This is a genomic window from Nocardia aurantiaca (assembly GCF_009708175.1).
Classification (GTDB): domain Bacteria; phylum Actinomycetota; class Actinomycetes; order Mycobacteriales; family Mycobacteriaceae; genus Nocardia; species Nocardia aurantiaca.
Map to the genome: position 1 here is coordinate 109,222 of NZ_WMBB01000018.1, position 20,823 is coordinate 130,044.

Here is a 20,823-nt window from a genome sequence, read left to right on the forward strand (position 1 = left end):
TTCGGATGTGGAGACTATGAGTCGAAACGTTGCAACTGCGTTGCATCGGCGCCCATGCGCCGATCCAGCACGCGAATCTTCGCCTCGATCTGCGCATATAGCGGAGACTCGCGGTCCACCGTGGCGCGATAGGCCGCCCACGCGGCCGCATCGTCACGCCCCTCGGCGCCCGCGGTCCACCGACTCAGTACCGAAGCGTCGCCGGAACGTAATACAGCGGTACGCAAACGCACCCGCAATTCATCGCGAATGTCTATAACTCCCGGCGCGGTCGACCGCGGCAGCACCGGGCCCGCGTACAAACGCACCGCGGCGTCCACATCTCCGGAATCCAATGCGGCGCGCAGCGCCTCCACATCGGTGGCGATCGGGACGCGCAAACGATAGGGACGCGAACCGAACACGTTCGAGCCCACCACCGACCGCAGCCGCGACATGGCCGCGCGAATGGTGGCATTATCCAGATCGGCGTCGTCCAGCAGCAGCGCCAGGTGATCCGCCGACAGGCCCTCGGTGTGCTCGGCCAGCAGCAGCAGGATCTCGGCATGGCGCTGTGACAACGGAACTCGCTCACCCGCCACCGTCAGCTGCGGTTGCCCCAGCCCGAGCACCTCCAGGCCCAGCCGCTCCGGCGCCGGCGCATCGGCGTTCGCGCGCCGATCCTGGCCCGAACGGACAGCGGCCAGCAGCAGATCCATCTCCGCGGCCGTCGCCGCCGCCTTCACCAGCGCCAGGATCTCCGGACGCGCCACCCGCACTCCGCCGGCGATCATGAGCACGCCCACCAGACGCCCGTCCGGATCGTGCACCGGCGCAGCGGCTCCCGTGATCTGGTGCATACGGTGCAGAAAATGCTCCGGCCCGTGGATCCAGGCCGCGCGGCCGGTCCGCACCACCAGGCCCACGGCATTGGTCCCGACCCGGCGTTCGCTCAGGTCATTGCCCTCACGCAGGCCCGCCTCCGCGGCCGCCTGCACCCGATCGGCATTGCCGTGCACCGAGAGCACCCGGCCGAACTGGTCGGCCACCACCACGATCAGGCCGGTGCCGGTCGCATCGCGCAGTAATAGCTTGTCCACCAACGGCATGACCGCGGCGATCGGATGCGCGTCGCGATAACGCTCGAGATCGGCGCCGCGCAGGCCGCGACCGTCTCCGTCGTCCATGGGATCCACGCCGCCGCGCAGACTGCGCAGCCACGATTCCAGCACCATCGGCCGCAGCAGGCCGGGCAACTGCCCCAGTTGATCCCCGCCCACACTGAGGTATCCGTGTGCCTGGGCGGCATATGTTTCGAGCGCCCCGAGCTGACTGCCCGGTTCGACGCCGTGGTTGGGTTGCCCACCACCTGCGAGATTGCTGACCATTTGCCTTTCTTTCCGCCCCCAAAGAGTACCGGCGCATCGGAGAGCCCAAGGCAGAAGCCGGACGTTTGTCCGACAGGTCACACGCCAACAAGAGCCCCGCAAAATGTGAGGTGCGTCTATTTGCCTCTGGCGGTTCGCGACCCTCGTGACCCCGATTCTTCTCTCCTCCGAGGCACGGGTCTACGGAGCCGTTCGCTTCCCCGCCCCATGGGTCCACAATCGCGGCAGGCCGCGAACTCCCAGCACTTCCATTGCGGAAACGCGTCGGCCGCTGTGGCGAATCAGCCTGCAGCGCTCAGCCTTTCACCACCGCTCGGTTCGCCGAATGCGCTGCCGGACCCTTGTCCACTGTGCCAGGGTGGGTCCGTGGAGGACATCGACCTGACCGACCTCGACCGCTTCGCGCACGGCTTCCCGCACGCGGTCTTCGATCATCTCCGCGCCGAAGAGCCGGTGTGGTGGCACCCGCCCACCGTGCACACCCCCGACGGGGAGGGGTTCTGGGTGGTCAGCCGATACGCGGACATCGTTGCCGTGGCCGGGGATTCGGCCACCTACTCCTCCGAACGCGGCGGCGAGCGCCGGGGCGGGGGCACGCTCATCGAGGATCTGCCGGTGGACTGGGCGGTCGGCGTCCTGCTCAATATGATGGACGACCCTCGTCACGCGAGGGTACGCAAGCTGCTCATGCCCAGCGTCGCACCCCGCACACTCGAACTCATCGAGGACGACCTGCGGCAACGCGCCGCGGCCATCGTGGACGCGGCACTGGCCGAGGGCGAGTGCGACTTTCTGATCGATCTCGCCGCCGAACTGCCGCTCCAGGCGGTCGCACAGCTGCTCGGCGTGCCGCAGGAGGATCGGCACCAGCTGTTCGGCTGGGCGAATGTGGCACTGGACTACGACGATCGAGAGCTGGGCGAGGCCACCGCGCGGACCCAGCGGGCGGTCGCGGAGACCCGGGCCTACGGAGCGAGACTCTTCACCGCCAAGACCGCCGCGCCCGGCGACGACCTGATGTCGCTGGCCGCGCACGCCACCATCGACGGGCAGCCGCTCACCGAGATGGAGAAGGCCATGCTGTTCAGTCTGCTCATCGCGGCCGGCAGCGAGACCACCCGCAATTCGATCGCGATCGGCATGCTCGCGCTCATCGAACGCCCGGAGGTTTGGCGGACGCTGCAGGCCGATCGCTCCCAATTGGACGGCGCGGTCGAGGAAATGCTGCGTTGGGCCTCCTCCACCTCGTACAACCGCCGCACCGCCACCCGCGACACCGACCTCGGCGCTCGGCGAATCCGGGCCGGGGACAAGGTCACCCTGTGGTGGACATCCGCCAACCGCGACGCGCGCGTCTTCCCCGACCCGCACCGCTTCGACATCACCCGCCGCCCCAATCCGCATCTGGCCTTCGGCCGCGGCGGCCACTTCTGTCTCGGCTCCAACCTGGCCCGCATGGAGATGCGCGTCGTGTTCGACGCCCTGCTCGACCGCGTCGGCACCGCCGAGCTCACCGCGCCCGTCGAATACACCCGCAGCAACAAGCACACCGGCGTACGGCACATGCCGGTCCGATTGAAGCCACGCATGAAGACGCGAGACGGTGCAGATTCCGAACGATGAGGTCATCGCACCGCACGCGATGACCGCCTTCCCCCAGGAGCGCGTTCATCGAGCCACAGGGGCGATTGTCGGCAGCGTTGCCGACGCAGCCTCATAGCGCCCTTCGAGCTCGGTTCGATCTCTGATCACCAGTGCGGCGGCAGGGTCGGCTCGAGCGCCGCCGCACTGCGAACGCGCGCCGCGCCCCACCACAGGCCTGTGCCATAGGCGAGATCGTCCAGCCGCCGGCACAGCACATACCGGATCGGGTCCAGGCTGCCAGGCTCCCGATGGGTGAACCAGTCCGCCAACCCCTCGGCCATGGCCAGGGTGATCGCGACATGCCGGACCCGCCGCGAGCACAGCATGCCCAGCAGCGTGATGGGCCAGTAGTGCCGGCACATGGCCGACGCCAGCCGCCACACGCCGCCGGTGAAACCGCGCGTCATATAAATGGCCGCCACCCGTGTCGGATTGTCCAGCCCGGCGAAGACCCGACGGAGCCGGACCAGGGTCGCGCCCAGCGTCAGCACACCGCCGACAATGCCCCAGCGCGACAGCGTCCCCAGCAGCACCGCCGACACCGCCGTCCAGATCGGCAGCGACAGCGGGGAAGCCAGCCCCGGATGCCGTTCGGCCAGCGGGGCCACACCGGTGCCATGGGTGACCTTGTGGGCGAACCACTTTCGCAGCGACACCGGATTGCTGTGCGCCACCCGGGCAGCCGGCTCGTAGCGCAGCCGCCAGCCCGCGCGGTCCAGCCGCCAGCACAGGTCGACATCGCCGCCGGCCGCCATGTCCTCATCGAACCCGCCCTCGCCCAGCAGCGCCAGACGGCGCACCAGCAGCGCCGAACTCGGCACGTACGGCACCGGGCCGTGCGCGTGCACCGCCGACTCGCGACGGCCGCGGTGCACCGAACCACGGGTGTGCTCGTAGCGGGCCAGCAGCGTGGAATCCGGGTCCATGGCCAGAATGCGCGGGGCCACCAGCGCAACCTTGGGATCGCTGAAATGCCCGAGCATGACCTCCAGCCAGCCCGTGCGGGGCACCACTTCCGGATCCAGGAAGGCCACGAATTCGGTTGCCGCGGCGCGCAATCCGAAATTGCGCGCCGCTGCAGCCCCGTGCCGGCGATCGCGACGCAGCACCGTGATGCGGCAGCGGCTGCGCATGTCCGGGATCCGCACCGGCTGATCCGAGCCGTCGTCCACCACGATCACCGTGTGGCCGCGCAGCGCCGAAAGCAGCCGCGACAATTCGGGGGCATTGTTGTGCACCGGCACGATCACCGTGACGTCTTCCACCGACGGCAGCAGCCGCGGGCGTGGATTGGCGACGCCGGAATCGAGAAGACGTCTGGCAACCCGGGCCGACGCGGGGTCGGTTACCTCGAGATACCCGTCTCCGATCAAGGCCGCAGCTTCCGGGGCGAGCCGCAGCATCCTCGTCGGCGTGCCGCCGACCAGGAGCCGTCCACCGGAATAAGTGCGCACCCTGGGATCGATTCGCACCCCGAAACCATCGGGAAGGCGATCATGGCGCATTCTCGAATGCTAAGTCAGCGAACCACCAGCAATGATGATTGGCGCGCTGTGTTTAATTGCCCCTCCGCTTCGCTCCGGGGCGGGTTCGCGGCCCTGAGGTCTCGATTCTTCCCTCCTCCGCTCCTCCGCTTCGCTCCCCCGCTCCGTCAGTCCAGAATCGAGACGGCCGCGAACTGGGGGTGAGATCCTACCGATGAGTACCTGGTTGAAGTCGTGCTTGCGGATTCGGGCTTGTCCGCGCATCAGATTCAGGCTTGTCCATGCGTCAGGTTCGGCTTGTCCACGCATCGAGCCGTAGGTCGACGGGTCGGGTGTCGGGCGCTCTACACTGCGGGAGGAAAATCGGCAGTTGAACAGGCAGTTGAACAGGTTGGGGACGGAAATCCGTGCCCGTGGTGGTCGAGGCGGTATGGGAGTCGGGCGCATGCAGACAGGCGGGGGCGGTAACACTCTCTCGGAATCCGAGATCGTCGAGGCCGCCCTGCGGGTGGTCCGGCAGGACGGTGTGGAGAAGCTGTCGATGCGACGGCTCTCCCGCGAACTCGGAGTTTCACCGATGGCGCCCTATTACTACGTCGCTGACAAGCGGGAGCTACTCGATCTGGTCGCCACCGCCGCTCTCGCCGGGGTACGCAAGCCGCCACCGGAATTCGGTACGTGGCAAATGCGATTGCGGGATCTGATCGACCAGATCGACGAGAAATTGCGCAAGCACCCGGGGCTCGGTGATGTGCTGATCGAGCAGATGCTCGGCAAACAGCTGGACCTGATCGCCGCCGTCATGGAAATCCTCTTCGACGCCGGATTCGACGAACGCAATGTGCTCTCCGCCTACGCCACCATCCACACCTATCTGTTCGGGCGCTCCAAGGTGAACCCGCGCGACCGCGCGGGGCTACTGGACCGGGTGCTCCCGGAGGCGGTGGAACGCGCGACCAAACACCTGGCGGATCTGCGCGGCAAATACGCCTACGACTTCTCGATGGACGTGCTGATCGCGGGGCTGGAAGCTCAGCTTGTCCGGCAGCGAGACAGCCACGTATAGTGAAATTAGAACACGTTCTAGTTTCGATAGACTGCACCGGCCGACACACTGCCGGGTTCGAGAGGACACAAATGACCACCGTCGACGTACCGCACAGCTCGCGATCGGCCGTGCTGCGGGTCTCCGCGGTCATCAACGAGACGGCCGACTCCTGCTCGCTGGTATTCGACGTGCCCGAGGACCTGCGTGAGCGCTTCACCTACCAGCCGGGCCAGTTCCTGACCCTGCGTATCCCCAGCGACCTCACCGGGTCCGTCGCCCGCTGCTACTCGCTGGCCAGCTCGCCGCACACCGACGACAAACCCAAGGTGACCATCAAGCGCACCGTCGACGGTTACGCGTCGAACTGGGTGTGCGACAACGTGAAAGCCGGGGACTCCGTCGAGGTGCTGCCGCCCTCGGGCGTCTTCACGCCGAAGAATCTCGACGAGGACATGCTGCTGTTCGCGGCCGGCAGCGGCATCACCCCCGTGATGTCCATCCTCAAGTCGGCGCTGGCCCGCGGCAACGGCCGCATCGTGGTGGTCTACGCCAACCGCGACCATGACTCCGTCATCTTCGCCCAGGAGCTGCGCGAGCTCGCCGATAAGCACCCGCAGCGGCTGGTGGTCATCCACTGGCTCGAGCACCTGCAGGGTCTGCCCACCGCCGACGCCTTGGCCGCCCTGGTCGCCCCCTACGCGTCCCATGAGGCGTTCATGTGCGGCCCCAAGCCGTTCATGGACCGCGTCCACGACGCCCTCGGCCAGCTCGGCATGCCCCGCAACCGCACCCACGCCGAGGTCTTCAACTCGCTCTCCGGCGACCCCTTCGCGGACGTCGCGCCGACCGAGATCACCGCGGAGGAGGCCGCCGACGCCGCCAGTGTCGAGGTCGAACTCGACGGCGAAACCCACGAAATGACCTGGCCCCGCAGTCAGACCCTGGTCGACATCATGCTCTCCAAGGGCCTCGACGTCCCCTACTCCTGCCTCGAAGGCGAATGCGGCTCCTGTGCCTGCACCGTTCTCGAGGGTGAGGTGGAAATGGAGAACGCCGAGATCCTCGACCCCGAGGACATCGCCAACGGCTATATCCTCGGCTGCCAGGCCCGCCCGATCACCGACCACCTGAAGATCCAGTTCTGAGACAACCGGCTCTCCGGGGCTTCGTCCCCCGCGAGAAGAATGCGGCCGCCGCGTGATTCACGCGGCGGCCGCATTCATGTCCGGGGTCCCGGGTTGAAGCCCCTGAGAGTCACCGAGAGGTGGCGCTACTCAGTACGCCGAATGGACGTTGTCGATCGAGCCGTAACGGTGCGAGGCGTAGTTGCAGGCGGCGGTGATGTTGGCGACCGGGTCGTAGATGTCCCAGGAGGTGCCGTCGACGTGGTACGCCTTGAAGGTGGGGTCGATGACCTGGAGCAAGCCCTTGGACGGGGTCCCCGCGGCGGCGTTGGAGTCATACAGGTTGATGGCACGCGGATTGCCGCCGGACTCGCGCTGGATATTGCGGTAGATGCCGTTGTAGGAGCCCGGGATGCCGTGCTGGCCCATGACGAAGAGGGCGTTGCGGATCCAGCCGTCGAGGTCATTGCTGTAGACCGCAGGCAGAACCTGGCCGAAGGGCGCGGGGAGACCCTGGACCGCCTGGCGGACCTGGTCCTGCTGCGGGGCGGGCAGGCTGTTGTTGAGCTGGACGGCCTGCTGCTGGGCCTGCTGGGCGGTGGCCTGGAATTGCGGGGGAACGCCGTCGACGTCGGCGGCGGCCGGGCCGGCGGCTATCACGGCCGAGACGGCCAGGGCTGCGGCGGCCGCGCCGGTGAAGGCTGCGATGGGCTGGGAGAACAGGTTTCGTTTAGTCATGGCGATAACGGGTGCAGAGCTCACCACGGCGCGACCCCGGAAGGACCCACCGACGCACTGCGTGGGTTGTGATGTGCAATGTGACAGAACGAGATTTGGGAGACTTCCCAGCTATCACCGTTCGTTCACGCTCTCGCCGAAGGCAGCGGTCTCCGCGTGAGGGGGTACCAGCTCGTTTCGAGCAGGTATCGGCCATGGCCGACTGATCACAGACTGATCTCGCCAAGTTAACGTAAACTGAATGTGAGATGAACACTCAGTGCGAAATGCTCGAGTGGTGCGTCACAGCTACCCGACAGCGTGGCAAATGGATAACGATTCAACGCCGGGCGCGGTAGTGCGCACGCTGTTCGGCGGTGAGGTGCTCAATCGCGTAGCTCAGCGCCGTACGACCCATGGCCGCCGCGTGCGCGTCCAGAAATCCGGTCAGGATCGCGGGGTCCACCCGCTTGCCGATCTCCCGCAGCATCCAGCCGACCGCCTTCTGAATCAGATCCCGGCGATCCGGGAGGAGGCGCTCGCACAGGTCGACCGTGGTAGCCGTGTCGCCCTGTTTGATGAATGCGAATGTGGTCAGCAGGGCAACGCGCCGCTCCCACAGGGAATCCGACGCCGCGAATTCGGCGAGCAGATCACGCGGGCGCTCGGACAACCACGGGCCCAGAATGAACTCCGCCGAGGCGTCCACCAGATCCCAGTTGTTCACCCGGCCACGCCGCACGGCGGCCACATAGAGGTCGACGATCTCCCGCTGGCGCGCCGCATCGCCCCCGCGTTTGCGCGTCGCCCTGGCCATTTCGCCGTTCAGAATCACCAGCCCGGCCAGCCGGTGTTCGTGCACCGGACTGTCGAGCAGCAGGTCGATCTCCGAAAGGGGCATGCCGGCGAACCCTTTCACCGCGCTCCGGATCCGCGGAACCCGGACGCCGATGAACACATCCCCTTCCCCGTACTCGCCCGGCCCGGTCTTGAAGAACCGTTGCAGCTGTACCGCGTCGGCCGGATCGGCGAGCGCCGCCAATTCCGCCCGCACCACAGCCGCCGTCGAGTCCTTCGCCGTCACGCCGGTTCCACCGATTGCGCCTCCTGCGTCCATGGGCCGGACAGACTTTCCGGATCGAATCCTGGATCGATATCAAGCGGTTTCAGCCGCGGCCTGTAACAGCACCTCGCCGAATTTCCGCATGTGATCCGCTCCGCCGTACCAGGCCGCCACCAATTCCACGGCCGCCGTGCGCGTGCGGCGCGCGGTCTCGGCCAGCTCGGCGACGGTGATCTCACCGGATTCCACCGCCGCGGCGGCCACATCCAGATCGTGGCTGGCCACCAGCAGCCGCATGATGTGGTGCAGGTCGATGGTGGCGTCACTGGTCCGGAACTCCGCACCGGCCTTGGTCTCGGCCGGGATCGAATCCGCCTGTGCCTCGGTGGGTTCCGGAGCGGCGCGACGCCGGGACGGGGCGCTCACCGGCGCCGTGGACTCGCGCCGCGAATCCTGGGCGCTGTCCCGCAGCGACGCGGCGAGGGTCTCCATGGCCTCCAGGCGCGGGGCGGGGCTGTCCAGAGCAGGTGCGGGGCTGTCCAGACGGGCCGGGCTCTCGTGCCGCGCGGGCGGCTCGGGGTCCGGCGCGTACCTGCGGGCGACCGGGGCCGCGATCTCGACGGCCGGGCTCGCGACATCCTCCGTCACGCCGGTACGGCCGGCGAACGGCGAGCCATTGGTGGCGGGCCGCACGGCGAGCGTCTCGCCGTCCGCGGCGGCAGGCGCGTCGAAGGGGTCACCGTCCGCGGCGGGGCGGGTGAATGCGCCACTGTCGGACATGGACCGGGCGTAGAGCGAGCCGTTCGCGACCGGCTGCGCCGCGAACGGCTCGGGAGTCGCGACAGCCGCCGCGAACGACTCGCCGTCGGTGGTGCTGCGGGCCGAGAACGGCTCACCCTCGGCGGCGAGCCGGGCGGCCACCGCCTCGGGGTCCGCGATGCGCTGCGGCAGCTCGGGGGCGAACCGCCGGGGCAGCGCATCGGGTTCCGGCGCGCTGCGCAGTGTTACGGGCGCGGAGGACCACTGCACAGCCTGCTCATGGCCGTTGTGGCCCGGGCCCGCGTGACCGCCGAGGTCGATGCCGGTCAGCACCGGGTTCGACGAAGCACCCGGTGACGGGGTATCCGGATGGGTGAGTCGGTAGCCCGGCTGACGCGCAGGGCGCGAATCCCCCGGGCCGGTGGTGAAATCGGCTTCCATGGCCGACATTCTTACTGGGCCGCGGGAACGGGTGCGAGTCGGGCTACGGTACGGGCGCGAGCCGGGTCACCACGAAACCGGCTCACGACCAACGGCATTGGGGCATTGACGGCGCTCAGCAATTACTCGGTGCCGGTTCGCCATCCAGTCGCGCGTCGATCCACGCCAGTGCGTCGGGCATTCCCAGCACGGCCGCCGACAGATGTTCCGGCGCCGGATTGATATCCATGTCCAGCCGCACCCCGGCCGCGCAGTACCGGCGATCGGTATTCACGATGGCGTCAACCGGAACCAGCGGATCATTCGGCGAATGCCATTCGAAGACAGGCATATTCGGTACGCCGTCATAAAGTTCCAGGCTGTTCTCCCGCAGCACTGACATCACCGTGGGATCGTCGATCATCGAGGTACTGGCCGCGAATTCGCGCACACTGTGCCCGGCCCCGATCGCCATGATCTCATTGGTGCAGCCATTGGCCATGGCATTGCGCATGGCCAGGCCCGCACCGTTCATCTGGGTACTGACCGGCAACCGATCCGGATACTCCCGCTCGAGTCCGATGGCGGCCGCCATGGCCAGCCCGAACGCCGGATGCGGTTGCAGGCCCAGCGCGTTCACCATCTTCACCAGATTCATCGGCACCCCGCCCATGGCCGCGCCCGCGATATCCAGTTCCGGCGCGTACCGCGGCGCCAACGCCGCAGCCCACGCGGTCGCCATACCGCCGCCGGAATACCCGACCATCGCCACCCGACTGTGGCTCAGCGCCAATTCCGGCATCCGCTTCACCGCGCGAATGCCGTCCAGGGTGATCTGCCCGCCCAATCGGGCCGCGCCGTAGGCGGAATTCGGGCCCAGATGATCCGGCAGCGCCACCGACCAGCCACGCCGCAACGCCGCGTTCAGTGCGACCGCCTCGCGCACTTGCAGATTCGGGTCATTGGTATACAGCACCCGCGATACCGCGCACTCCGCGCCGAGGCCATTGATGATGTGCTGATACGACAGCAGCGGACCGTCGGGCTGATGCTCGAGCGGCGTGAGCACGGTGGTGACCGCCGCGATCGGGCCGCCCTCCGAATTCGTGGAGCGGAATTTCACCAGCGTGACCGTCGCGCCGGGAAAGGTCGCCAGCGGCGGCATGGGCCGCACGGCGAGTACATCGCCGGGATTGTGGTCGGCGATATCGGCCGGTTGCGCGTAGAACGGATCCGGATCGGGCACCGGATAAATCGGATCCGCCTGCGCCGCGGGCGTCACACCCATGAGAGCCAGACCCACTGCTACCATCCCGATCCCACGTAGCAACAACTTGGCCTTCACAGGTTCCTCCACGAATTTCGCAGTGAGAGTCGCACACTTGCCCACACAAGAGTGTGGTTCGGGAGTTTCCAAGATGAAATAGCGACACGCCAGCAACCATCAGTGATCGCCTGGATTCACAGGAACTCAACCCATATGGGTCATGCCCGCCGCCACCACCTGCGCCACATTCAGAATCTCGTCGGCCGTCGGCAGCGCCACCCCGTCCAGGGCGTGCAACCGCTCGGTACTGGCAATGGCGAGCATCGCCGACACCCAGGCCGCCGCGCACGCCCGCAGCGTCCCCGGCCGCACCGGGGCCGGTGCGCTCGCCGCCAGCACCCGCGCCGTGGCGTCCATCAGTTGATCCCGCATGCGGCGCAATTGTTTCCGCACATCCGGATGGGTATCGGCCTCGCGCCACATGATCACGCGCAGCACCGAGGAATGATGATCACGCAGATTCAGCGCGGCATCCATATTGACCAGACTCTTGGCCGGATCACCGGGCACCACAACGGAGTCGAGGTCGTCGAGCGGCTGCGGCGGGACACGCTCGGCCATGAGGGCGGACAGAATCGCGTCCTTCGTCGGGAAGTAGTAGAAGACCAGCCCCTTGGGCACCGCGGCCGCCTCGGCGATGGACGCCGTGGCAGTCGCGTCGAATCCATTGGCCGCGAAAAGCCTTTCGGCGGCATCCAGGATGAGCTGGCGAGCATCCCCGTCGACCTTCTTGCTGCGACGACGTCCCACCCGGCGGGGTGCTGGTCCCGCATTGCGTGGTGTGGGCACTGCTCGACTTCCTTCCTCACGCTTCGAAGCGGAGGCTGCCGCCACCGGCCGGGCGGATGTAGGCGACAAGCATATCGCGCGGACGCGCCGGCCCCGCTGCGTCTTCCGTGGTCACGGGAGACCGGGACCGGCACGCCATGAACCGGTCAGTGGTGCGCCGCCGCGCCGAAGCGGCCCGACACCTCGGGCATCTCCGCCAGCGCGACCACCACCGTCAACACACCCACGATCCACGCGACCCAGGAAGCGCCGCTGTAGGAGTGGAAGTTCATCACCCACGGGGAGATGAACATCAGCACGCCCAGCACGCCGAGCGCGTAGCCGACCATGCCGGTCGCCATCTTCGCGATCTGCGCCAGGCCCGCGAGTGCGATCAGCACGCCGAGCACCACGAGTGTCCACAGTGCGCGGTTGCTGTGCGCTACCCAGATCGGGGAGAACGCGGCGATTAGGCCGAGCACGACCGTTACGGTGTGCTCCGCGCGACTCACGCTGAACATGGAATTCCTCCTTTGAAGGGCCGGGAATATGTCCCGATCTCGTTGTATTCCTGATTGACCGCCCGATCAATAAATGCCTGGACACGATTGGGCCGCATCTCGGATGTGATGGTCGACACATCGGCGCGCGACCTCGGGAACCGATAAGGTTGGCGCATGTCGCACTCGGTAGAACACGTTCTAATTGTTGGCGCGGGACTCGCGGGACTGCGCACCGCCGAAGAGCTGCGACGTGGGGGTTATACCGGCGAACTCACCCTGCTGGGCGATGAGAACCGCGCACCCTACGACCGACCGCCGCTGTCCAAGCAGTACGTGCGCGGCGAGACCGACGACACCGCCCTGCGGCCCGCGGAGTTCTTCGATGAGCAGGACATCCGGCTCCGGCTCGGCATCGCCGCCACCGGCGTCGACACCGCTGCCCGGCGGGTCCGGCTGTCCGACGGCACCGAGGCAGGATACGACGCGCTGGTGATCGCCACGGGGTTGCGGCCACGGCGGATTCCGGGAGTGCCCGAGGTCTCCGGCGTGCACGTGCTGCGCTCGCACACCGACGCCCAGGCCCTGCGCGAGCAACTCGGCAGCGCGCGCAAGGCCGTCATCGTCGGCGCCGGCTTCATCGGCTGCGAGCTGGCCGCCGGCTTGCGCCACCGCGGACTGGACGTCACCCTCGTCGAACCGCAGCCCACTCCCCTGTTCGCGGCGCTCGACGCGGAGGTCGGCGCGCTCGTGGCCCGGCTGCACGAGTCCGAGGGCGTCGAGCTGCGGTGCGGGGTCGGCGTGGAATCGCTTGTCACCGAAGGCGACTCGGTCAGCGGGGTGCGCCTCGCCGACGGCAGCGTGATCGATGCGGACCTGGTGGTCATCGGCATCGGCTCGGTGCCCGTCACCGACTGGCTGGAGGGCTCCGGCATTCCGCTGGCCGCGCCCGGCGACGGCGGCGGCGTTCTGACCGACGAGACCGGGCACACCATCGTCCCCGGCGTCTGGGCCGTCGGTGACGTGGCCGCCTGGCCGCACGCCATCGGCCGCAACAAGCGCGTCGAGCACTGGACCAATGCCGGTGAGCAGGCCCAGGTGCTGGCCGCGGCTTTGCTGGGCGTCGACCGGCGCTCCGAGGTGCAGGTGCCCTACGTGTGGAGCGACCAGTACGACATGAAGATTCAGGTGCTCGGCATCCCGGCGCTCGCCGACGAGGTGCAGATCGTCGAGGACAAAGGCCGCAAGTTCCTCGCCCACTACCTGCGGGCGGGCGAACTCGTCGCCGTCGTGGGCGCGAGCATGGCCGGCAAGGTCATGAAGGCCCGAGCCCAGCTCGCCGTGACCCTGCACCCCCCGGCCACCGTCGGCTGACGCGGAAGCGATTTCGACCCGCGGTTCGCGATCGGGTGGGGCTTTCACTACCGTGCAAGGTGTGATCGTCGCGCTCATCGACTCCGGACTGGGGCTACTGCCCACGGCCGCTTGGTTGCGGAAGCTGCGGCCCGATCTCGACCTGCTGCTGCTCAACGACCCCGACGGCGCGCCGTGGGGGCCCAAGCCCGAGCAGTGGGTCATCGACCGGGTACTGGATACCGCGCGCCTCGCCCTCGGCGAGGGCGCGGAAGTCCTTGTGCTGCCCTGCAATACGGCCAGCGTGACCGCCCTCGAACACGTCCGCGCCATGGTCGGCCCCGGCGTGCCCGTGATCGGCACCGTGCCCGCCATCAAACCCGCCGCCGCCGTATGCCGGAAGGTAGCCGTCTGGGCGACCGCGGCCACCACCGCCAGCGCCTACCAGGCCGATCTCATCACCCGCTTCGGCGGTGACGCCGACATCACCGGCGTCGCCTGCCACGGCCTGGCCGATGCCATCGACCGCGGCGACCTCGCCGTCATCGCCGAGGCCATCGCCGACGCCGCGGCCCGCACCCCCGCCGACACCGAGGGCATCGTGCTCGGCTGCACCCACTACCCGCTGGTCCTCGACGACATCCTCGCCGCGCTGCCCCCGGGCGTGCGCGTCTTCGACAGCGCCGAAGCCGTCGCCGGGCAGACGCTGCGCCGCATGGACGCCCTCGACCGCCCCGCCCCGGGAACCGGCGCGGTCCGCATCCTCGCCTCCGGTCGACCCGCCCAACTCCCCACCGCCGCAGCCGCTTTCGAATCCGGCCGCCTGCTCGGCGCTACTCCCGCCGACAAACTCACCACGTCCTGACGGTCCGCTTCGGACCACACGTCACGAAAGGGCCGCTCCCACAAGGGAACGGCCCTTCTCGCGCGTGAAAACGCGAACGGCGCCGCTCCTTTCGGAGCGACGCCGTTCGTCAGCGATTCAAGGAATCACCAGCGATTTCAGGAAATCACTTGATGATCTTGGTGACGCGACCGGCACCGACGGTGCGGCCACCCTCACGGATCGCGAAACGCAGGCCCTCGTCCATGGCGACCGGCTGGATGAGCTTGACGCTCATCTCGGTGTTGTCGCCCGGCATGACCATCTCGGTGCCCTCGGGGAGGGTCACGACGCCGGTCACGTCGGTGGTACGGAAGTAGAACTGCGGGCGGTAGTTGTTGAAGAACGGGGTGTGGCGGCCACCCTCGTCCTTCGACAGGATGTACGCCTGGCCCTCGAACTCGGTGTGCGGGGTCGTGGTGCCCGGCTTGATGACAACCTGGCCACGCTCGACATCTTCACGCTTGATGCCACGGACCAGCAGACCGACGTTGTCGCCCGCCTGGCCGTTGTCCAGCAGCTTGCGGAACATCTCGATGCCGGTGATGGTGGTCTTGGTGGTCTTCTCGCGGATGCCGACGATCTCGACTTCCTCGTTCACGTTGATGACGCCACGCTCGATACGACCGGTGACGACGGTGCCACGACCGGTGATCGTGAAGACGTCCTCGATCGGCATCAGGAACGGCTTGTCGGTCTCACGGACCGGGTCCGGGATCGACTCGTCGACGGCATTCATCAGCTCGAGAACCGACTCGGTCCACTTCGGGTCACCCTCGAGGGCCTTCAGGCCGGAGACGCGGACGACCGGAGCCTCCTCGTCGAACTCCTGCGAAGCCAGCAGCTCGCGGACCTCCATCTCGACGAGCTCGAGGATTTCCTCGTCGTCGACCATGTCGGCCTTGTTCAGGGCGACCAGGATGTAGGGCACGCCGACCTGGCGGGCGAGCAGCACGTGCTCACGGGTCTGCGGCATCGGGCCGTCGGTGGCGGCCACGACCAGGATCGCGCCGTCCATCTGGGCGGCACCGGTGATCATGTTCTTGATGTAGTCCGCGTGACCCGGGGCGTCGACGTGCGCGTAGTGCCGCTTCTCGGTCTGGTACTCGACGTGGGAGATGTTGATCGTGATACCACGAGCCTTCTCCTCCGGCGCCTTGTCGATCTGATCGAACGCGAACGCGGCGTTCAGATCCGGGTACTTGTCAGCCAGCACCTTGGTGATCGCGGCAGTCAGCGTGGTCTTGCCGTGGTCGACGTGACCGATGGTGCCGATGTTGACGTGGGGCTTCGTCCGCTCGAACTTCGCCTTCGCCACTGTTGTCCTCCTGGACTAGTTAGTGCGTTGCTTTTGCAGCAGTGCGGTTTTTTCTTACAGGGGGTCGTTCAGACGACCGACTCGGGACGGATTCTCGCAAACCCGTCCCGGCAGCGAGCTACTCGCCGGTCGCCTTGGCGATGATCTCCTTCGACACGTTGGCCGGAACCTCCGCGTACGAATCGAACACCATGGAGAAGTTCGCTCGGCCCTGGGTCTTCGACCGCAGGTCACCGATGTAACCGAACATCTCCGAGAGCGGAACCAGCGCCTTGACGACACGGGCACCACTGCGTTCCTCCATGGCCTGAATCTGGCCACGGCGGGAGTTCAGGTCGCCGATCACTTCGCCCATGTAGTCCTCGGGCGTGGTGACCTCGACGGCCATGAGCGGCTCGAGGATCACCGGACCGGCCTTGCGGGCCGCTTCCTTGAGGGCCATCGCGCCGGCGATCTTGAACGCCATTTCCGAGGAGTCGACCTCGTGGTAGGCGCCGTCGAGCAGCGAGACCTTCATGTTGACCAGCGGGAACCCGGCGAGGACACCGTACTGCATGGCATCCTGCGCACCGGCGTCGACCGACGGGATGTACTCGCGCGGAACGCGGCCACCGGTGACCTTGTTCTCGAACTCGTAGGTCGCGCCGTCCTCGCCGACGAAGGGCTCCAGAGCGATGATGACCCGGGCGAACTGACCCGAACCACCGGTCTGCTTCTTGTGGGTGTACTCGAGCTTCTCGACCTTCTTGGTGATGGTCTCGCGGTACGCCACCTGCGGCTTGCCGATGTTGGCCTCGACCTTGAACTCGCGCTTCATGCGGTCCACGTAGATGTCGAGCTGCAGCTCGCCCATGCCACCGATAACGGTCTGGCCGGTCTCCTGGTCCAGCTTCACGTTGAAGGTGGGGTCCTCTTCCGCGAACTTCTGGATCGCGACGCCCAGCTTCTCCTGGTCGGCCTTGGTCTTCGGCTCGATGGCGACCTCGATGACCGGGTCCGGGAAGGTCATGGACTCGAGCACGATCTGGTTCTGCGGATCGCACAGGGTGTCACCCGTGGTGGTGTCCTTCAGACCGATGACCGCGTAGATGTGGCCGGCCACAGCCTCGGGAACCGGGTTCTCCTTGTTGGAGTGCATCTGGAACAGCTTGCCCAGACGCTCCTTCTTGCCCTTGGTCGCGTTGATGACCTGGGCGCCGGAGTCGACCTTGCCCGAGTACACGCGGACATAGGTCAGCTTGCCGAAGAACGGGTGCGTCGCGATCTTGAACGCCAGGGCCGCGAACGGCTCCTCGGAACTCGGCTTGCGAGTGAGGGTCTCGTCTTCCTTGCCGGGCACGTGACCCTGCACGGACTCGACGTCCAGCGGCGAAGGCAGGTAGTCGATAACGGCGTCGAGCATGGGCTGCACGCCCTTGTTCTTGAACGCCGAACCGCAGAGCACCGGGTAGAGCTCCGAGTTCACGGTCATCTTGCGGATGGCGCCCTTGATCTCCTCGACCGAGAGCTCCTCGCCGCCGAAGAACTTCTCCAGCAGGGCCTCATCGGACTCGGCGACGGTCTCGAGCAGCTCCTGACGGTACTGCTCGGCGCGGTCCTTCAGATCGGCCGGGATCTCGACGACCTCGTACTGCTCACCGAGCTTGGTCTCGCCCCGCCAGACCTTGGCGTTGTTCTCGACCAGGTCGACGACGCCCTCGAAGGTGTCCTCGGCGCCGATCGGCAGCTGGATGACCAGCGGCTTCGCGCCCAGGCGGTCCTTGATGGTCTGGACGGTGAAGTAGAAGTCGGCGCCCAGCTTGTCCATCTTGTTGACGAAGCAGATGCGCGGGACGTCGTACTTGTCGGCCTGCCGCCACACCTGCTCGGACTGCGGCTCGACGCCTTCCTTGCCATCGAACACCGCGACGGCGCCGTCGAGGACGCGCAGCGAGCGCTCGACCTCGACCGTGAAGTCCACGTGGCCGGGGGTGTCGATGATGTTGATCTGGTTGTCTTTCCAGAAACAGGTCGTCGCGGCCGACGTGATGGTGATGCCGCGTTCCTGCTCCTGCGCCATCCAGTCCATGGTGGCGGCGCCGTCGTGCACCTCACCGATCTTGTAGGTGATGCCGGTGTAGAAGAGGATGCGTTCGGTGGTCGTCGTCTTACCGGCATCGATGTGGGCCATGATGCCGATGTTGCGGACCTTGTTCAGGTCGGTGAGCACGTCCTGTGCCACGGAAATCTTCCCCGCTCGTAGCTAGTTGGGATTTAACGGGATAGGCCACGGATTTTCCGAAGCCATCGGTGTCAACGCTGGGCGCGACGCTTAAGTGCCCTGTCGTGACAGCTCAGCTGCCGCGCCCAGCATGTGACTCGTCTCCCGGCACTTCCGAACGGAGGGCCGGGCCACAGGTCACCAGCGGTAGTGCGCGAAGGCCCGGTTCGACTCGGCCATCTTGTGGGTGTCCTCGCGACGCTTCACCGAAGCGCCCAGGCCATTGCTGGCGTCCAGCAGCTCGTTGGCCAGACGCTCGATCATGGTCTTCTCGCGACGAGCGCGGGAGTAGTTGACCAGCCAGCGCAGCGCCAGGGTGTTGGCGCGGCCAGGACGAACCTCGACCGGCACCTGGTAGGTGGCGCCACCGACGCGGCGGGGCTTGACCTCGAGGGCGGGCTTGACGTTGTCCAGCGCGCGCTTGAGGGTGACGACCGGGTCGGTGCCCGTCTTCTCGCGGGCCTGCTCGAGGGCACCGTAGACGATGCGCTCGGCGGTGGACTTCTTGCCGTCCAGCAGGATCTTGTTGACCAGCTGCGTCACCAGGGGCGAGCCGTAGACCGGGTCGTTGATCAGGGGACGCTTGGGAGCGGGGCCCTTACGCGGCATTAGCTCTTCTCCTTCTTGGCGCCGTAGCGGCTGCGGGCCTGCTTGCGGTTCTTGACACCCTGGGTGTCGAGCGAGCCGCGGATGATCTTGTAGCGCACACCCGGGAGGTCCTTCACACGACCGCCGCGGACGAGCACCATCGAGTGCTCCTGCAGGTTGTGGCCCTCACCGGGGATGTAAGCCGTGACCTCGACCGCGCTGGTCAGGCGAACACGCGCGACCTTGCGGAGCGCGGAGTTCGGCTTCTTCGGGGTCGTGGTGTACACGCGGGTGCACACGCCACGACGCTGCGGGCTCCCCTTGAGGGCCGCGGTCTTGGTCTTGGCGACCTTGTCGCGGCGACCCTTGCGGACCAGCTGGTTGATGGTTGGCATAGACCGGCTTTCCTTTTAGTAACCAGGTGTCTGGAACTTCATGTCTTTGTCATTCGAGCTTTCCGCCCTGTTCTCGCGGCTTTTCGTCACCACGAGGTCGGGCGTGTCGTGCGCAGCTCAGAGGCCTTTTTCAAGGCATGCTGAAACGGTCAGCCGCTCTCGCTGGCCTACGTACTGCACATCAACTTGCCCGCATGCTCCGGGCACAGCGGTCCACGATACCCGTCGGCTCTATCGGGGGCAAAAGTGGGTCCCCCCACCGCGGCTGGTAGAGGGCTTATCGAGCAAGGTTCAACGTCAACTCGACCAGCTTGCGCGCGGCATCGCAGGGGTCCGCATGCTGAGATCCACTGCGGTAGTTGACCCACCAGCCGACGATGCCGGTGTCGGCCGCGGGAGCGCTCACGCCGCACGAGTCCGAATCGTTCGGCCGACGGGTCTCCACCGAGCGCCGCCCCTGCACGGTGATGTCGTTGGTCACATATTTCAGGCGGTCGTTGTTCTGCTTCTCGTTGCTGAGCGAGCCGAGCTCGTACCAGCTGAGTGTGACCATGCCGCTGCCCGCAGTACCGCCGGTCAGATTCCACATGCAGACCGCGCCGTTGAAGGACGGCTCCACATACATGTTGTCGCCCACCGATTTCGCGATGTCGTCGACGGCGACCACCTGGCATTCACGCAGCAGCTTGTCGAAATTGGTGTTGATGCGCGAGGTTCCGCCGGTACCGGTGGTGCCGCCCGCGGGCAGCGCGGTGCCGGGCACGGTCTGGCCGCAGCCGCCCAGCGCGGCGGTCAGGGCCAGAGCCGAGACGGCGACCGCGATGCGGGCGCGCGTGGATCGACGTGGCATCCCGGTCCCCCTCATCCCAGCCGCTGCACGGTCAGTTCGGCCATTTTGCGGGTGCGGTCGCACGGGTTGCCGAGGTTGCCGCTGCTGAACGCTCCGTAGGAGATGGACCATTCGAAGAAATCGTCGTCGAGCTGCACCGCGAGGTCGCAGACCGCGTTGCTCGGGTCGAGGGCTTGGAAGCCCTTCTTCCCGCCGACCTCGATGGTGTCCGGGGTGCGGCCGACGCTGGCGACCCATGCCTTCTCGCGGTCGATGGGGCTGCCGCGGTAGGAGGCGAAAGTGACGCTGGAGGAACTGATTCCGCCGGCCTGCCAGTTGCAGCCGGTCGAGTTCTTGAAGACGGTGGTCAAGCTGCCGAGCCCACCCAGGTCGCGTACCTCGTCATCGGTGAGGTGGCCGCATTCCCCGACGAACGGACCCAGCGCCGCCACCTTCTGCGGCGGCCGGAAACCCGGTTCGTCACTGGAATCACTCTTTCCCCCACACGCCGACAGCAGCAGCGCGAGGACGGATCCCGCAACGATCGCCGACGCCATTCGCATGGCTCCGACTCTACTGTGCCGACCAACGAGCAGCCCGTCGTGCGGATGGCAGAACCCTATGGTTCGCGGCCCATCCTGTGCTGGACGGAGTGACGCGGAGGACCGAAGGGAGGAAAAGGCGAGACCTCCAGCGCCGCGAACCGCCCGGAGCGAAGCGGAGGGCAAATCAGACCAGGTTCGCGGCCCGTCTCGTTCTGGACTGAACGGAGCGGGGGAGCGAAGCGGAGGAGCGGAGGGAGGGAAGAACGAGACTCCAAGGCCGCGAACCCCGCCCGGAGCGAATCGCAGGGCAAATCAGACCAGGTTCGCGGCCCGTCTCGTTCTGGACTGAACGGAGCGGGGGAGCGAAGCGGAGGAGCGGAGGGAGGGAAGAACGAGACTCCAAGGCCGCGAACCCCGCCCGGAGCGAATCG

At 67.0% G+C, this 20,823-nt stretch carries 19 protein-coding genes; 5 read left to right on the plus strand and 14 right to left on the minus strand.

The window, feature by feature from the left end; all coding sequences use genetic code 11:
- Positions 1-14 precede the first annotated feature (14 nt).
- Positions 15-1,367 carry a GAF domain-containing protein gene (locus GLP40_RS34615; protein ID WP_154791431.1) on the minus strand — a complete coding sequence of 451 codons (1,353 nt, stop codon included), beginning with the start codon at positions 1,365-1,367 and terminating at the stop codon, positions 15-17.
- 348 nt (positions 1,368-1,715) lie between these two features.
- Here GLP40_RS34615 and GLP40_RS30255 point away from each other — a divergent pair, with 348 nt between their 5' ends.
- Positions 1,716-2,990 (plus strand): cytochrome P450, encoded by a 1,275-nt coding sequence (locus GLP40_RS30255; protein ID WP_196054851.1) that lies wholly within the window; start codon positions 1,716-1,718, stop codon positions 2,988-2,990.
- A 125-nt stretch (positions 2,991-3,115) separates the two neighbouring features.
- Here the strand turns inward: GLP40_RS30255 and mftF are convergent, their stop codons facing one another.
- A complete protein-coding gene (mftF, locus tag GLP40_RS30260; RefSeq protein WP_154791433.1) occupies positions 3,116-4,516 on the minus strand; it encodes a mycofactocin biosynthesis glycosyltransferase MftF in 1,401 nt (466 codons plus the stop codon).
- Between the two features lie 424 nt (positions 4,517-4,940).
- Here mftF and mftR2 point away from each other — a divergent pair, with 424 nt between their 5' ends.
- Both mftR2 and GLP40_RS30270 read left to right on the plus strand, forming a co-directional pair.
- On the plus strand, positions 4,941-5,561 hold the full coding sequence (gene mftR2 / locus GLP40_RS30265; RefSeq protein ID WP_154791434.1) for a mycofactocin system transcriptional regulator MftR2: 621 nt from the start codon (positions 4,941-4,943) through the stop codon (positions 5,559-5,561).
- A gap of 71 nt (positions 5,562-5,632) precedes the next feature.
- Positions 5,633-6,688: a ferredoxin--NADP reductase gene (locus tag GLP40_RS30270; RefSeq protein WP_154791435.1), complete on the plus strand. Its 1,056-nt coding sequence runs from the start codon at positions 5,633-5,635 to the stop codon at positions 6,686-6,688.
- Positions 6,689-6,817: 129 nt separating this feature from the next.
- Here the strand turns inward: GLP40_RS30270 and GLP40_RS30275 are convergent, their stop codons facing one another.
- The 6 genes from GLP40_RS30275 to GLP40_RS30300 form a co-directional block, all read right to left on the minus strand.
- Positions 6,818-7,405 carry a transglycosylase SLT domain-containing protein gene (locus tag GLP40_RS30275; RefSeq protein WP_154791436.1) on the minus strand — a complete coding sequence of 196 codons (588 nt, stop codon included), beginning with the start codon at positions 7,403-7,405 and terminating at the stop codon, positions 6,818-6,820.
- A gap of 319 nt (positions 7,406-7,724) precedes the next feature.
- Complete coding sequence (locus GLP40_RS30280) at positions 7,725-8,501, minus strand: DNA alkylation repair protein (protein WP_154791437.1); 777 nt, start codon at positions 8,499-8,501, stop codon at positions 7,725-7,727.
- A 39-nt stretch (positions 8,502-8,540) separates the two neighbouring features.
- Positions 8,541-9,647, minus strand: coding sequence for a hypothetical protein (locus tag GLP40_RS30285; protein ID WP_154791438.1), 1,107 nt, complete (start codon positions 9,645-9,647; stop codon positions 8,541-8,543).
- 115 nt (positions 9,648-9,762) lie between these two features.
- Complete coding sequence (locus GLP40_RS30290) at positions 9,763-10,938, minus strand: lipase family protein (protein ID WP_154791439.1); 1,176 nt, start codon at positions 10,936-10,938, stop codon at positions 9,763-9,765.
- Positions 10,939-11,097: 159 nt separating this feature from the next.
- Complete coding sequence (locus GLP40_RS30295) at positions 11,098-11,742, minus strand: TetR/AcrR family transcriptional regulator (protein ID WP_328290827.1); 645 nt, start codon at positions 11,740-11,742, stop codon at positions 11,098-11,100.
- A gap of 146 nt (positions 11,743-11,888) precedes the next feature.
- Positions 11,889-12,242 (minus strand): SPW repeat protein, encoded by a 354-nt coding sequence (locus tag GLP40_RS30300; RefSeq protein ID WP_154791441.1) that lies wholly within the window; start codon positions 12,240-12,242, stop codon positions 11,889-11,891.
- 156 nt (positions 12,243-12,398) lie between these two features.
- Between GLP40_RS30300 and GLP40_RS30305 the strand changes: the two genes are divergently transcribed.
- Together GLP40_RS30305 and GLP40_RS30310 are read left to right on the plus strand one after the other, a co-directional pair.
- Positions 12,399-13,595 (plus strand): NAD(P)/FAD-dependent oxidoreductase, encoded by a 1,197-nt coding sequence (locus GLP40_RS30305; protein ID WP_154791442.1) that lies wholly within the window; start codon positions 12,399-12,401, stop codon positions 13,593-13,595.
- A gap of 61 nt (positions 13,596-13,656) precedes the next feature.
- Positions 13,657-14,439: a glutamate racemase gene (locus GLP40_RS30310; RefSeq protein WP_328290828.1), complete on the plus strand. Its 783-nt coding sequence runs from the start codon at positions 13,657-13,659 to the stop codon at positions 14,437-14,439.
- A gap of 145 nt (positions 14,440-14,584) precedes the next feature.
- Here GLP40_RS30310 and tuf read toward each other — a convergent pair whose 3' ends face one another.
- The 6 genes from tuf to GLP40_RS30340 form a co-directional block, all read right to left on the minus strand.
- Positions 14,585-15,775: an elongation factor Tu gene (gene tuf / locus GLP40_RS30315; protein ID WP_328290829.1), complete on the minus strand. Its 1,191-nt coding sequence runs from the start codon at positions 15,773-15,775 to the stop codon at positions 14,585-14,587.
- A 118-nt stretch (positions 15,776-15,893) separates the two neighbouring features.
- Complete coding sequence (gene fusA / locus GLP40_RS30320; RefSeq protein ID WP_328290830.1) at positions 15,894-17,996, minus strand: elongation factor G; 2,103 nt, start codon at positions 17,994-17,996, stop codon at positions 15,894-15,896.
- A gap of 177 nt (positions 17,997-18,173) precedes the next feature.
- Complete coding sequence (gene rpsG / locus GLP40_RS30325; protein ID WP_030517120.1) at positions 18,174-18,644, minus strand: 30S ribosomal protein S7; 471 nt, start codon at positions 18,642-18,644, stop codon at positions 18,174-18,176.
- Positions 18,644-19,018: a 30S ribosomal protein S12 gene (gene rpsL, locus GLP40_RS30330; RefSeq protein ID WP_014353064.1), complete on the minus strand. Its 375-nt coding sequence runs from the start codon at positions 19,016-19,018 to the stop codon at positions 18,644-18,646. The genes rpsG and rpsL overlap by 1 nt, the downstream gene beginning before the upstream one ends.
- Positions 19,019-19,295: 277 nt before the next feature.
- The gene (locus tag GLP40_RS30335; protein ID WP_230330088.1) at positions 19,296-19,868 is read right to left on the minus strand and encodes a DUF3558 domain-containing protein; all 573 of its coding nucleotides are present in this window, start codon (positions 19,866-19,868) and stop codon (positions 19,296-19,298) included.
- Positions 19,869-19,879: 11 nt separating this feature from the next.
- The gene (locus GLP40_RS30340; protein WP_154791444.1) at positions 19,880-20,410 is read right to left on the minus strand and encodes a DUF3558 domain-containing protein; all 531 of its coding nucleotides are present in this window, start codon (positions 20,408-20,410) and stop codon (positions 19,880-19,882) included.
- Positions 20,411-20,823: the final 413 nt, after the last annotated feature.

What these genes read in the sequence shown, in the direction of transcription:
- GLP40_RS30340 (WP_154791444.1), bottom strand. Translation starts at nt 20,410, where the DNA reads ATGCGAATGGCGTCGGCGATCGTTGCGGGATCCGTCCTCGCGCTGCTG.
- GLP40_RS30335 (WP_230330088.1), bottom strand. Translation starts at nt 19,868, where the DNA reads ATGCCACGTCGATCCACGCGCGCCCGCATCGCGGTCGCCGTCTCGGCT.
- GLP40_RS30300 (WP_154791441.1), bottom strand. Translation starts at nt 12,242, where the DNA reads ATGTTCAGCGTGAGTCGCGCGGAGCACACCGTAACGGTCGTGCTCGGC.
- GLP40_RS30280 (WP_154791437.1), bottom strand. Translation starts at nt 8,501, where the DNA reads ATGGACGCAGGAGGCGCAATCGGTGGAACCGGCGTGACGGCGAAGGAC.
- GLP40_RS30270 (WP_154791435.1), top strand. Translation starts at nt 5,633, where the DNA reads ATGACCACCGTCGACGTACCGCACAGCTCGCGATCGGCCGTGCTGCGG.
- GLP40_RS34615 (WP_154791431.1), bottom strand. Translation starts at nt 1,367, where the DNA reads ATGGTCAGCAATCTCGCAGGTGGTGGGCAACCCAACCACGGCGTCGAA.
- GLP40_RS30285 (WP_154791438.1), bottom strand. Translation starts at nt 9,647, where the DNA reads ATGGAAGCCGATTTCACCACCGGCCCGGGGGATTCGCGCCCTGCGCGT.
- rpsG (WP_030517120.1), bottom strand. Translation starts at nt 18,644, where the DNA reads ATGCCGCGTAAGGGCCCCGCTCCCAAGCGTCCCCTGATCAACGACCCG.
- rpsL (WP_014353064.1), bottom strand. Translation starts at nt 19,018, where the DNA reads ATGCCAACCATCAACCAGCTGGTCCGCAAGGGTCGCCGCGACAAGGTC.
- mftF (WP_154791433.1), bottom strand. Translation starts at nt 4,516, where the DNA reads ATGCGCCATGATCGCCTTCCCGATGGTTTCGGGGTGCGAATCGATCCC.
- GLP40_RS30290 (WP_154791439.1), bottom strand. Translation starts at nt 10,938, where the DNA reads ATGGTAGCAGTGGGTCTGGCTCTCATGGGTGTGACGCCCGCGGCGCAG.
- GLP40_RS30275 (WP_154791436.1), bottom strand. Translation starts at nt 7,405, where the DNA reads ATGACTAAACGAAACCTGTTCTCCCAGCCCATCGCAGCCTTCACCGGC.
- GLP40_RS30305 (WP_154791442.1), top strand. Translation starts at nt 12,399, where the DNA reads ATGTCGCACTCGGTAGAACACGTTCTAATTGTTGGCGCGGGACTCGCG.
- mftR2 (WP_154791434.1), top strand. Translation starts at nt 4,941, where the DNA reads ATGCAGACAGGCGGGGGCGGTAACACTCTCTCGGAATCCGAGATCGTC.